This is a genomic window from Sediminicola luteus, assembly GCF_002514735.1.
GTDB lineage: Bacteria > Bacteroidota > Bacteroidia > Flavobacteriales > Flavobacteriaceae > HQA918.
Map to the genome: position 1 here is coordinate 32140 of NZ_NBWU01000008.1, position 13866 is coordinate 46005.

A 13866-nucleotide genomic window follows, 5' to 3' on the forward strand; every position below is an offset into this window, starting at 1 on the left:
GATTCCCAAATTTACGAATTGCCGGGCATATGCTTTGCCAAAGCTATGATAGGCTATGGTGTGACTTTCGAGTTTCTTAAACCTGGTTCGGATTAGCAATACTGCTAACGGTTTTATACATTTGAAGTAATCCTTCCGGTCATGACAAAGTTTATCGACAAGGTTTTTAAAAACCAGTCCTTATTATACAAAGCCTTACTCTATATTCTTTCCGTAGTCGTTATTGTTATGCTTTTTCCGCGTGGAGGGCAGTTCAAATACGGTTTTCAAAAAGGAAAGCCTTGGCAACATGCCGATTACTATGCCCCTTTTGACTTTTCAGCCAAAAAAACCGAAGCAGAGGTCGAGGCAGAGCGTAATGCCATTAAAAACGATCAGGATTACTTTTTTTCCTATGATGCATCCGTAGCACAAGAGGTCCAAAACATGTACAGTGCTGCCTTTGATGCCGTTTTCGAACAAATGGATATGGGCCGAAGGGATCGCGCTCGAGTTAAAAATGAGGGGTTGGTTCCCCTAAGTGAATTGTATGAAATCGGTTTGCTAAAAGAAGTGCCCGATCGTTTTGGTGGGAAAGAGGTTTTTGTAGTAAAAAACCATCAGGCGCAGAAATATGAAGTAGAAAATTTGCCTACACTTAGTACGGCCAACCGGATTTTAAGTGGGTTCTTGACAGAAAACGGGCTATCGGAATATGAAGAGGCGCTGCAATCGGTCTATTTTTCCATTTTACGCCCAAATCTAACCTTAGATGAGGGGCTTACCCAAAAAGCCCTTGACGAGGCTTTGAACAAGGTTACCTTGACCACAGGTATGGTCGATAAAGGCAAATTGATCATCGCCAAAGGTGAAGTGGTCGGTGAGGCCGAGTACCGCGTACTCGATTCGTTAAAACAAGAATATGTATCCGAAGTCTGGAACGATCGTAATCTCTATTTGATCATCGGGGGTTATAGTCTGTTGGTAGCCCTGGTGTTATTAATGCTGCTCTTGTTCCTTAAAAACTATAAACCCGACATTTTCGATAACAACACCAAGGTAACCTTCATCTTCGTCAATATTTTGCTGATGGTGTTCCTCACCACCTTTATGGTTACCTATAACGAAGCCTGGATCTATGCGGTGCCCTTGTGTCTGTTGCCCCTGATATTAAAAACATTTTTTGACAGTCGGGTCGCTTTCTATACCCATGTGTTAACGGTTTTGATCTTGGGTTTTGTGGTGCCCGATAGTTTCGAGTATATATTTCTACAGATAACGGCGGGTATAGTGACCATCCTTTCGGTTGGGGAGCTGTATCGCAGGGCCAATCTTTTTATTTCGGTGGGACAGGTTACCGGCACCTATCTGTTGGGCTATTTGGCCTTTCATTTGATACAGGAGGGGCAGCTGGAGAATCTGGATTGGATCTTAATGGCAACCCTCTGCCTAAACGGGCTGTTGACCCTGTTCGCCCTGCCTTTGGTATATGCCTATGAAAAGTTATTCGGGTTAGTGTCCGATGCCACTCTGCTCGAACTGTCCGATACCAACTCAAAACTGCTAAAACAATTATCCAATAAGGCACCGGGTACCTTTCACCACTCGCTTCAAGTCGCCAATTTGGCCGAGGCCGCGGCCAACGAAGTAAATGCCAATTCCCTTTTGGTCAGGGTAGGGGCCTTGTACCACGATATCGGCAAAATGGAGAACCCCACCTTTTTTACCGAAAACCAGATTACCAATGTGAACCCACACGATGAATTGGAACCCCACGAAAGTGCCCAGATCATTATCGGCCATGTGTTGCAGGGTATAGAGTTGGGCAAAAAACATAAACTACCCGATCGTATAATCGATTTTATACGGGTACACCATGGTACCAGTTTGGTATACTATTTTTTCAAAAAGGCACAGGAAGCATTAGGGGACGAAGTAAATGAGGCCGATTTCCGTTATCCGGGTCCCAAACCTTTTTCGAAGGAAACCGCGATTTTGATGATGGCCGATGCCGTTGAGGCGGCCTCCAAAAGTTTGAAAGACCCGAACTTTAATAGTATTAATGACTTTGTGGAGCGGATTATTGGGGGACAAATGCAGGCCGGACAATTTTTGAACGCTAATATTACCTTTAAGGAGGTAGAACAGGTGAAAAAGGTGCTTAAACGTAAATTGGTCAATATCTACCACTTACGGGTCGAGTATCCGGAATAGCGGAAAACATCGCTTTATTTTTTCAAAAAAATGTGCCAAAGCCTTGCATTCTTGTATGTGAAAAGGTACATTTGCAACCGCATTTTAAGAAATGCACGTTCTTAAATACTGGAGAGGTGGCAGAGTGGTAATGCAGCAGATTGCTAATCTGTGAACGCGCAAGTGTTCCCCGAGTTCGAGTCTCGGTCTCTCCGCATCTCTTTGTACCGGCGAAGAACAAATTTTCTTCGGGGTGTAGCGTAGCCCGGTTATCGCGCCTGCTTTGGGAGCAGGAGGTCGCAGGTTCGAATCCTGCCACCCCGACTTAAAAATCCAGTATCCATTTCGGTGCTGGATTTTTTTTGGTCCATGTTTAGTTTTTTTCTTGCTGAAATGAATTAACCCAATTCCAATTAGATTAAAATTGTAAAGGTCGTGGGGTCTCCCGAGGCTTCGGGACTGCCACCCCGACTTAAAAATCCAGCATCTATTTCGGTGCTGGATTTTTTTTGGTCTATGTTTAGGTTTCTTCTTTCTGAAATGAATTAACCCAATTTCAATTAGATTAAAAATGTAATGGTCGTGGGTCCTCCCGAGGCTTCGGGACTGCCACCCCGACTTAAAAATCCAGCATCCATTTCGGTGCTGGATTTTTTTTGGTTTATTCAGAGCTTGATTGGTGATAGAATAAATGATTCGATCCCATTTAGAATTATAACATATTGGTCGTTCTCCCAACGCTTTGGAACTGCCGCCCCGAAAACCTAATATGGCCCTCAGTGTTGCTCGGGCTCTATTTTTTGGTTACCGGAACTAATTTTGCGTTGATAGTCCAAAAATTACACTATAGTTTCCCTTATGTTTCCACAGATTCTAGACAATATGAAAGCCTTTTTTTATCGTTATCGAATTCACTACGGTTAAAATCGAAAATATATGTTATCGAATTCGAATTCACCAATCTTCCTAATATTGTTTCGGTAAACATTAATACGCGCTCAAACGTGTATAAGATTTCTTATTATCAATCAAAAGGTTTTTGTCTGCCCCATGGTCGGTGTGCCATTTGTGATTATTAACTGAGCAGCGAATTCATTTTGGAACAGTTTGTCGCAATTGCGCTGAAAATCCTCCAGACATTCAGATAGATTCAGTCGAGCCCCCATGTAAATGGCCCTTATGGTATTGGGGTCCGAAATACGGTTCGTCTTGATAAATTTATGGGCTAGGCTCCTACTCTTGGCCATTATGGTATCTGTCATTCCGTGCTGGCATGAGTGGAAATCCACAACGAATTTTGGGCAAAGCTGTTGAATTTGATACTTGTTGGACTCCGTAAAATCCTTAAGGATCTTACGATGTCGATTTTTGAATTGAATCAATAAGGAATCTCTCATGTTGTTTAGGTTTAACTTTTCGAGCGGTTATGTCCAAGGACAAGGCGCCTCCCTTATATGGGAATTTAAATTTCATTGATTTTCAATCTCTGAAGCGTTTCTCGCCTGAAAAGGCATTTTTGAGGTTATCGTGGGAACTATTCCGAACCAACATTTGGACATGTTCAATGTCATCCATGAAACATGAACATGTCCGTTCTACCTCATATCGTTTTTACCACATAACGGTAATTCCAACGTAAAATGAATAATTGCATAATGATTTTTATGGAATCCTTATAGGAGAGCTTGGAACCATCGGCATGTATCCAACGTTTTAAAGGTTGCTCACATATGGCCGCAACGGCTTGCTTTTTACCATATAGTTTACGCATACGCATAAAAATCTCAACATCGAACAGCCATCGGGTAACGAAGGGTCTCGAGAACATTTTATCGACCAAGTCCCTTTCCATTACCTTGGCTCCACATTGGGTATCCTTAAAGGGCATGCCCAATATTTGCTGAATCGCCAAATTAATGGATTTGCTGATGATCTGCCTAGCGGACTCCTTATTAATATCAGCTCCCATCCGACTTATCCTTGAGCCACTTACGATTTTGAAATCCGATTTTTCAAGGGTTCTGACCAGTTCATCAAAATCCCTGAAATCGGTGGAAAGGTCGGCATCCAAGTAACCGATGTATTCGAATTGGGGATCTTTCGCCAAATGTAACATTCCCTGCCTAACGGCCTCTGCCTTACCCCCGTTCTGTTCGCAATCATAGACACTAATGTTATCTTCGTTACCCTTACGAATCTGATGAAGCACCTCAAGGGTGTTATCGGTACTACCGTCATTTACGAAGCATAGGTGATAGCCTAAGTTGGTAAATGCGAATTTCTTGAACGCTTCACCTAACAAGCGGTCTGCCTCATTGTAACAAGGTATGACTACACCAACACCATTTTTTCTGACCATTTGGCCTTCAGTGTCCGAGTTGACCGTCGTAAGCGGGCCTGGGGATCCTATGGTTCTTTTGATTCGGGCCAAAACCTCATTCAGTCCCAAGGGCTTTTTAAGGTAATCGTTTATACCTAAATCAAAATTTTCAAGGATTACCGCTTCCGATGTATTGCCCGACATTACCAAAATTGGGGTGTCCTTTTTCCTGTCGTTTCGAATATAGCGAACCACTTCAAGCCCATTGCTTGCATTATCATGTTGTTCAACCGATCCTGGCATGTTCATGTCTAGTAATACTAAATCAGGTTCGAAAGTATCGTAAAGGGCTATACCCTCGGTTGTGGAGGCGGCTGTTTTTACTTGGTAACCTGCCTCGGTCAGTTTTTTTTCCACGGATAACAGTATAAGCTGTTGATCATCGATGGTCAGTATCTTCATAAAGTAGGATTTAGGTTTTTATTCAATTCGGGATGGTAACAAAACTAGTTTTTACATAATTTTTGGAAGACCTAAAGTAGTTCGGTGTACGTTTTCTGTAGACGAATGGAAAATTCTGCAAGACAGGTGGTTGCCCTGATATGAATAACAATATTTCGTCGATAATACTGTTATATTCCCTATAGTTCCTATGTATCGCAAAACGTATAGTTTATTGGCATTGGCCCTGGTTTTTGGGTTGATATTCCATGGTGTGGGTATTTTTTTTACCCTTGAGACCACCTATGATGCCTTGATCCATCTATTCTTTGCCGATCACTATGCCAAAGATTGGTTCGAACCGTGGGATTATCGTTGGTATACGGGCTTTACGGTACAGGCCTATCCACCCTTGGTGCATCAATGTATGGCATTGCTTTCGTATCTAGGAGGACTAAAATTCGGACTGTTTACCATGGCCATTTTGGTAGTTGTACTTTTCATTACCGGTGTATATCGGTTTGCATTGGTGCTGACCACCAACCAAAAAATGGCCGGTTACGCTGCTTTAATGGGGGTGTTCTCCTCTATGTTTTTAGAAACCTTGCATCTTTTTGGGCAATTGCCTAGCTTGATGGGAATCAGCGTTTTACTGCATGCGCTTCCTGAGATATATGCATGGATAAAACTTGGGCGTATCCAACATTTATTAACTTCACTTTCGCTGATAGCCTTAACGGTAACTTCACATCATGTTACCCCTATCTTTGGCATGGTTTTCTTCGTGTTCCCTTTAATCGGTTTGGTGATTATGGATGTTTCACGAGACCAGGTAGATAGTAACAAAGAGATTGTTTTTTGGGTTTTTTATAGGGTGTTCAGGCGCTTGTTCTGGCGAATAGTTTCGTTCGGTATGGGGTCTTTGGTTCTCATTATCTTTTGTATGTTACCCTATTGGATAAATACTAAGAAAAATCCTATTACTCAGGTTCCGATCCCACATGGTTCTCGAGACAACTTTTTGGAGGTACTTTCCTCTGGGTTGGTCTTTTTTATAATCCCATGGGGTGCACTACTACTGCTGATACCATTTTTGTTTTATCGTTTTTATAGTAAACGGTTATTGTTCTTCGGACTGTCTTTTTCTTTATTGTCCTTACTGGGAACGGGAGGCACTACACCGCTTCCGAAAATGATGTTGGGGCAAAATGCATTTGAGATATTGACACTCGATAGGTTTACGTTATGGGCCACTATTATGGCGTTACCTTTATTGGGGGAGTTTACCTATAGGCTGGCAGAAGGGGATTTCAAACAAAAGATTATCGCTAGATACCGTAAGACCACCCATTATCTGATTTCGGCCATTTTCGGATCGGTGTATATAGGAATGGCAATTTTTACCATGAGTTTGGGATATTTTAGACCGGCCCAACCCCAAAAGATAAAGATGCTGCCCATTGTAAACTTCCTGAATCAGGACCAACACGACCAATGGAGGTATTTAACTTTGGGTTTTGGTGATCAAATGGCCTGGTTATCGGCTCAAACCAAAGCCATGACAGTCGATGGCAATTATCATTCGGCAAGAAGGCTGCCCGAACTGACCACTAGGGCCATTGAACGGTTGGAGAATTCGAAATTCAGAGGGGTAGAGGGCATTGGTTCTTTACAACAGTTTTTGACCGTTCCCGAAAAATATAGTTTAAAGTACATTTTCTCGAACGATAAGTTCTATGATCCCATCCTATATTATTGTGGTTGGCAACGTTTGCAACAATTGGAGAACGGTATCATGGTTTGGGAAAGGCTTAATGTAAAACCCATTCCCAAGATTATACCCAAGGAAGATGTTGCCGATTTTCTAAAAATAATGTGGGGGCTCATTCCCATGGGGACGTTGATAATCGCTTTTATAATCAACATACAAATGTTATGGTGGCGTAAATTGAGGGGCATAACCTGGGTGAAGGTAAATACCATAAAGTACCTACCGTCTTTTAAAGGCCCGCATAAGGCGCTTGGTTATGTAAACGGATTATGGGTCCTAGGGCTAATGGTACTGTTCATGATAAGTATGTATCGGTTTTATCTATATAGTAGTGCCCATCATAGTCCAGAAAACGTAATCAAAGCTTATTATGACGCATTGGATTTTAAAGAGTTCGAAAGGGCCCACTCTTATCTCGATCCCGATAGTGGCATATCCATTTCCCAATATATGCTGGAGGTTTCGGTAAGTGATGGGTTGCTCAGCTCCTACGCTAAATTGGATTCGATCGGAATCGAGGTACAAGAAAGGGATTCGGCCAGTTGTTTGACTAAAACGTATACCCAATGGATCACCCCATTGGAAAAGGTAGCGGACAGTATTCAACTGGAATTGATCAAAAAACAGGGGAAATGGTATATTAAAGCTTTGGCCAAGGATAACGATATACCTCCAAATCAATTGATGTCCAGTAACCAAACAACGTATTTTAACCATGGTAGACGCCGTGTAACTACGGAACAGACGCATCATGAGGATGTACTTCGCCAGCCTTTGTTGGAAATCTTATCGGCTAAACTGGTTAAGTACAACGGCAAGTACAGTATTATAGGGAGTATACAGAATATAGATAATGTACCGGCCGATGTATCCCTGAAGGGTACCTTGTATAATGACAGGGATAAGGTATTGGCCAGTTATGATGCCAAATATCATATAAAGCACAAATTGATGCCCAAAGAAACAACCCCGTTCAGAATCGATTTCGAGGGCATAGCATGGTCCTCGACCCTAGACACCATTCCACCCACCTTCGATCCCGACACCTTTACCCCTATAGATTTAGATGAGGTCCCGAAGACGTTCGACCTACAATGTTCCGGTAATATGGCAATAACGGATCTTTACAAATCTTTGGCCCTGCAACAAGTGTTTCTTGATGGAAACAGTGTTCAGGGGACTTTGTTCAATTTCGGGATCCAAGAGGTTACGGTGCCCCAATTGATTACCTCGTACTATAAAAAGGACGAAGGCCTGGTATGGGTAGATCATCATTTCGTTTTGGATGGGGTCCGTATTCAACGTAAACAACGGTTTACCTACGATCTTGCCGACACAAATAGGTTGGAGGTCGTTTATTCCGGACTCGAAAATTGCTATGTAAATGGAATACCGAACAATGATATCGTAAACAAATACACCCATGATACGACAAATGAATATTCCACACTGGGTGCCATTCATTTAAACGATGGTACTACCGATTACATTCGAATTGATCTGAACCCTTTTATCGGAAACCCCAAGTAATGAAATATAAGGTGCTTCTAATACTCATTTTTGGCGTTTTTGTTTGCTGTAGGCAAAACGGAACCGATGCGATTCCGGAAAATTACGGACTGTATAAATTACAGGGTAAAACGTCTTATTTGGCCGGGGATCCTATTAACATGGCATTTGAGGGTGAACCCAGGGACAGCTTGCGTTTGTGGGTCGATAATGTCTGGGGGAGCACTGTTCTGACCTCTATTGATTCCCTGAGGCCCATTTTTAGTTTACCTGAGGTGTTACGAAATAAATCGGGATATGTAAGTTGGGCATTGTTGATCGGGAGGAAAAAACTTTTGCATGGAGGATTGACTATTGAGCCGGCCCAGATCAACAAGACAATGATGGAAACCTATATGGGACCACCAAGTATTTTTAACCATAAAAATGATAAAGGCATGTTCGTGGCATTCCCTCAGGATGTTTATGGCAACCCGGTTCGTGATGCCTCCGAGGTTTGGGTTAATAAGGAAATGGGTGATAGAAAGGAAACCGAGGTTTTCAAGACTGAGCATATGATCGTGTACGATTATATTTATCCAGGTACAAAACCTGGTAAAATATTCGTGTCAGCCCAATTTAACGATCAAGTTTCCAAAGAAATGGTCACCTATATCCTACCAACCTATCCTACGGATTTTACCATAGATTCCCAAAGAGTTCATGACTTTGCCGATGGCAATCAGATGGTGACTTTAAATACATCGATAATTCGTGACCGCTACGGTAATACGGTTGCCGATGGAACCTTGGTACGTTTTCATATTGCCGCCTCTAGCGGTGGCGAGATCCAAACAGTAGGGCAGACCCTTAATGGTGTAGCCAGGGGCATGGTGTTACATCCAGAACAACCTGAAATTTGGCAAGTGTCCGCCATCATACCCAAAAGGGCGTTTAGTAATACGATCCGTCTTGGGTTCAAGGCTGCGGTCCTTGATTTCGATATAAGGTTCGAGCCCCAAGAAAACCTGGTGGTCCTAGGTCCTATAAAAGGGTATATGCAACAATTGGTGCCCGATGGACTTTCTGTAAGTTTGACTATCCTCGATCCTAAGGGCAAGCGTTTACATCACCAATTTGCCACAACCCAGAATGGGTTTGGGAAAATCTATCTTCCTTCTTTCTTGCAAGGCGCGGAAGGTCGGATACAGGCCAAGGTTTCCGGAATAACCAAAGAGATCGAACTACCATGAATACTACCAAAATCATATACAGGACTTTTTTGGTTGGCAGTTTCGTAGCTATAAATACGTTGATTATATACGGCATCTCTGCTTCCTGGAATTTTTTGAATACGGGGGCCGATCGTTCCAAGATGCTACATCTGACCCAAAAATTGGAATTGGCCTATTTACCGAAAATGCACTGGGATTTGGATGGCCAAAAAGGCCGGCCCATGAATAAACAGGCCTTAAAGGAACTGGAAGCCGATTATAGAAGTGCTTGGTATGTCAAGAATATGGCGTTTCGGAATAATGATCCCTTTGGTCTCGACGATTTCTTTACCAAAAGTGCCAAAGCCGAACTGTTGGCGTTGCTTAACCTAAATATACAAAATGGGGTAAGTCAAAGATCGACCACCATTACACATCATATTCAACTTGAGTTTTATAGTCTTGATGGAAAAATGGCCATTTTGACCGACCACATGGTTACCGGTTATCAAGAAACCTACCAACGGGGTGAATTGACTTATGCCGGACCTACGCAAAACAGCTACCGTGTAATGTTATTACTGGAAGATGGTTTTTGGCGAATTCGTCAAATGATAAAGACCAAGGGGGAGGAAGTTATAGTGAAACCGACCCAGGTCGGAATTTCGATTGGGGCCCTTAAAGGGATAAATTATTATCCGAAGTCACATCCGTGGGAAATGTTCGGGAAGCACCATGACCCGGCCATTTTGGATGCGGATTTTATGAAGTTAAAGTTGATGGGGTTCAACTCGATACGAATCTTTATACCATATGAAACCTTTGGAAGGGCCCATGTAGATGAAACCCAATTGAAACAAATATTGGAACTTATGGATATTGCCGCCGAAAAAGATCTAAAGGTCTTGATAACCTTGTTCGACTTTTTTGGGGAATATGATATGGCCCACTGGACCCTGGCACATAGACATGCCGAAAAACTAGTAACGACCCTGAAAGGGCATAGGGCCTTATTGGGATGGGACATTAAAAACGAACCAGATCTAGATTTTGACAATTATGGGAAACGCGAAGTTCTTACATGGTTGGAGTTAATGATAAACCGGTTAAGGGAATGGGATGATGTGCACCCGATAACCATTGGTTGGTCTACGCCGGAAGCAGCGGTTTCTTTAAAAGAAATGGTCGATTTCATTTCATTTCATTATTATGGTCCCCTAGAGGAATTCGATAACAGGTTTTCCGTACTTCGAGAAAAGGCAAAAGGGAAAAGCATGGTACTTCAGGAATTTGGAAAATCAAGTTATAAGGGCATATGGAATGCGTATATGGGCTCTGATGAAGCTCAACTTGAGTATATGCGAGGAATTAAGAAAAGATTGGATGCGAATGACCTGTCGTTTTATATATGGACCCTGCATGATTTCGAAAATATCCCCAATAAGGTTGTCGGTCCCAGACCTTGGCGAAAGGCCCATCAACGTAATTTCGGTCTTTTGGATGTACTGGGGAAGGAAAAACCGGTTAGTACTTTAGGCTGGGGAAATTGAAAAGGGGATGGAAACCAATGGATCCACCCCCTTTTGGAAACTAACCAAAATTAATACCTATCTCGTTATTAAAATTTCCTCAAGTTCGGGTTTTTCTTCTAGGTTAAGCTTTTGTTGGGTATCCTTGGCCATTTGTATAGCCTTAAAGTATTGTAGGTATAGCTCGGCTATTTTCGACATAGGCAGCGAGCAGGCCGCTTTATAATTTTGTATGCCCAGGCTCCTCCTGTAGGCACCGTCCATTAATATTTTTTGAATCGCATTGGCCAAAGATTCCACATTTTCCGGTTCAAAGAATTCACCTTGGTAACCCTCCTCACGGACCAAGGTGGCTAAATCACCCAGGTCGGGTAGGGCAACGGCCCTACCATAACTACCGGCTTGGTGCAGCACTCCCGAACTTCCTGTGGTTGAGGTGTATGGGAATATGACCACGGCGCTTTCACCGAACAATCGGGGAACATCCTCTTCGGCCACATATCCGGTAAACCGTAATTGAGGGATATGGGCGTAACGTTTGGCCACCCCTTCCAGATAACCCGGGGTATTCGGACTGTCCGTTCCGGCAATAACGATTTCTATGTCCAATCGGGTGCGGGCTCGAATAGCGGCTACGGCCTCAATAAGTACCTCTACTTTTTTATAGGTGCCGAATTTACCGAATGCCATTACTTGCAGGGGGCCTTCGGGTAAATCATAGGAGGGTTCGGGTGGGGTCTCAAAACTACCATGTGGTATTATGGCAACATTCCTGACCTTGTATTTTTCTTCCAGTATACCTTTATATTTACTTATGGTAACGGCCAAGACATCCGAGGCCAGAACAAAGCGGGTTAGCATACTCCCTATAAAATTGTAGATGCGCTGTAACCATTTGTTTTTTGTAAAACCTGCATTGTCAAGGTCTACTTTTTCAAGAATATTATGGAGCAACGAAATGGTGGGTATACCCATTGATCGACTTACAAAGGGTAACATTAGTCCCAGCGCGGCCGGAACTTTCTTGTCCCCGAACTTTAAAAACTGTAGGTTGAATAGTACGGCATCTGGTTTTACCTTGCGGAGGGTACGGGCCACTTTGAATAGATTTCGGTAATCATTAAAGTTCCAGCATTCCTCAACGCTTATCGGACAACCTGCCCCGGAAAAGGCAAGGTCTTTTGGGGATTGGGTAACATCGGTTAATAAAACCAGTTCGGTAACCTCATCTTGAAGACGAAAGTGCTTGACCAAGTGGTAACCGTATTCGGTTAGGGTAACCTTGCTCGGAGGGTAGGCGGTAACTATTGCTAACTTCATGTGGTTAAGTTTGTTAAAAGGTTTTGGGTACTTTAGTAAAGATGCCAAAAAACCGGGTTGGGTCCTTTGGATTCAGGATGGTTGACATAATTCTGTAGACGAATGGAGAATCACATCTGTTAAACGTTAGTCTCTCTTTGTGACACGGACCTAATCGTTTATCCGGATGTTTTTTTTCTTACATCATAGCGTATGTAGTAGATCAGTTGAGTGATTAGGAGGGCGGACATTGCAATGAGTTGTACCTGTACGACCATGCTCAGGGTGCCATGGAAAAATATGAGGAGCAGGACCTGGACACATCCAAATATGGCGGCCAACCAAATAGGGGTGTAGCGATCCAGCGATAGGTAATAGTATGTGAATATGTTGGCCACTGCGAATAGTGAGGTGGCCAGGGCATATTGCCAAAGTAAGGCGCTCATTGATAAGTAGGCGCCACCGAACAAGGCCCTGATGACGAATTCCGGGAAAAGGGCACAGAACGATACGATACCGATCGACAAGGCACTGATGTAGCTTACATACCTCAATAACATAGGGGTGGTTGGAATACCCTCTTTTTTGGCCTTTACCACTTCAGGGAGTAATAACATAACCAACATCCAAGCAATAAAGTAAACTACCCTACCAATGAGGGCCAGTGAGGCATATAGCCCCGCTTGTTCGTCAGCAAAATATCTTTTGACCAATATAATATCGCTATTATTGATCAATATTTGGGTCAGTTCGTAAAAGGCCGTTATGGCGATAAAATGTTTGATCCTTTTTTTTAACAAGGGGCTTAATCGAGACGGGCGAAAAATTCTGGAGGGTTTTAACTTCATGGGGAATGACCCCATAACCAAGGAGATAAAGATCCCAAAAGCTACAAGAACCCCATGTTGAAATGGCAATAGGATAAGGGCCGCGACGGTTATAAACAAACGGCCCCACATTTCCGATTGATAGGAAACCGCTAATTTCTTAAATTCATGTGCCCCCTGGTTTTTGCCCCTATTGATGCTCATCAAAAAATAGATGGGGATACCTATTCCGAATATTCGGAACATTAAGGCATTCTGGGTATGGAAAAATTGTTGAAGGGAGGGTGCTCCAACATAAACGGTAAATCCAAACAAAGCCCCGGCCCACAGGCCATACCTGTACAATTGATCGGTCACGGCCTTTCGGTCTGTACCATCGGTCTGTGCGATAAATTTTGCAACTGTCATTTGAAAGGTCATCCCGATAAAGGATAATACCAAAAGGAGCGTGATCATAAGGGCGGCCTCCGCAAAGGCTTTCGGCCCTAATAAACGTCCCAAGATCAAATTATATAAGTAGTTGCCCCCATTGACCACCATAGTACTGATCATAAACCATTGTTTGGGAGTAATTTTCCTTACCAATACCAATAGTGCTCCCATGCTAAAATATTATTCGGTTGATGGGGACTATAAAAACCTGTATTTGGCCAAAAACGATAACCGATGGGCATTTAAAAGGAAAGGGTCCCTGTTCAAGTAAGAGACAAGGGGTTTTCCATAGAGGGGCTTCAAATGAGGTCAACATAATGGTCTGGGGTGTAAATAAGGGATTCGGGATTTACAAATATCAGCGAATTTGACT

At 42.9% G+C, this 13866-nt stretch carries 8 protein-coding genes and 2 tRNA genes; 6 read left to right on the forward strand and 4 right to left on the reverse strand.

The window, feature by feature from the left end:
- The first annotated feature begins 141 nt into the window (after positions 1–141).
- The 3 genes from B7P33_RS17845 to B7P33_RS17855 all read left to right on the forward strand — a co-directional run bounded on the left by B7P33_RS17845 (position 142) and on the right by B7P33_RS17855 (position 2496).
- Entirely contained in the window at positions 142–2193 is a 2052-nt protein-coding gene (locus B7P33_RS17845; RefSeq protein WP_097443600.1) for an HD family phosphohydrolase, read from the forward strand.
- Positions 2194–2303: 110 nt separating this feature from the next.
- A tRNA-Ser gene (locus B7P33_RS17850) sits at positions 2304–2387 on the forward strand.
- Between the two features lie 34 nt (positions 2388–2421).
- Positions 2422–2496, forward strand: a tRNA-Pro gene (locus tag B7P33_RS17855).
- Positions 2497–3200: 704 nt separating this feature from the next.
- Here the strand turns inward: B7P33_RS17855 and B7P33_RS17860 are convergent.
- Together B7P33_RS17860 and B7P33_RS17865 are read right to left on the reverse strand one after the other, a co-directional pair.
- Positions 3201–3569, reverse strand: a complete 369-nt coding sequence (locus tag B7P33_RS17860; RefSeq protein ID WP_097443601.1) for a hypothetical protein — start codon at positions 3567–3569, stop codon at positions 3201–3203.
- 203 nt (positions 3570–3772) lie between these two features.
- Positions 3773–4954: a glycosyltransferase gene (locus B7P33_RS17865; RefSeq protein ID WP_097443602.1), complete on the reverse strand. Its 1182-nt coding sequence runs from the start codon at positions 4952–4954 to the stop codon at positions 3773–3775.
- A gap of 190 nt (positions 4955–5144) precedes the next feature.
- Here B7P33_RS17865 and B7P33_RS17870 point away from each other — a divergent pair, with 190 nt between their 5' ends.
- Genes B7P33_RS17870 through B7P33_RS17880 form a run of 3 tightly spaced genes read left to right on the forward strand, consistent with a single transcriptional unit; the run spans position 5145 to position 10956 of the window.
- The gene (locus B7P33_RS17870; protein WP_097443603.1) at positions 5145–8234 is read left to right on the forward strand and encodes a hypothetical protein; all 3090 of its coding nucleotides are present in this window, start codon (positions 5145–5147) and stop codon (positions 8232–8234) included.
- Positions 8234–9445, forward strand: a complete 1212-nt coding sequence (locus B7P33_RS17875) for a hypothetical protein (protein WP_097443604.1) — start codon at positions 8234–8236, stop codon at positions 9443–9445. Before B7P33_RS17870 ends, B7P33_RS17875 begins: the two co-directional genes overlap by 1 nt.
- Positions 9442–10956, forward strand: a complete 1515-nt coding sequence (locus B7P33_RS17880) for a cellulase family glycosylhydrolase (protein WP_097443605.1) — start codon at positions 9442–9444, stop codon at positions 10954–10956. Before B7P33_RS17875 ends, B7P33_RS17880 begins: the two co-directional genes overlap by 4 nt.
- A 57-nt stretch (positions 10957–11013) precedes the next feature.
- On the opposite strand, the gene B7P33_RS17885 is transcribed toward B7P33_RS17880, so the two are convergent.
- Together B7P33_RS17885 and B7P33_RS17890 are read right to left on the reverse strand one after the other, a co-directional pair.
- Positions 11014–12255: a glycosyltransferase gene (locus tag B7P33_RS17885; protein ID WP_097443606.1), complete on the reverse strand. Its 1242-nt coding sequence runs from the start codon at positions 12253–12255 to the stop codon at positions 11014–11016.
- Between the two features lie 158 nt (positions 12256–12413).
- A complete protein-coding gene (locus tag B7P33_RS17890) occupies positions 12414–13664 on the reverse strand; it encodes an MATE family efflux transporter (protein ID WP_097443607.1) in 1251 nt (416 codons plus the stop codon).
- Positions 13665–13866 lie beyond the last annotated feature (202 nt).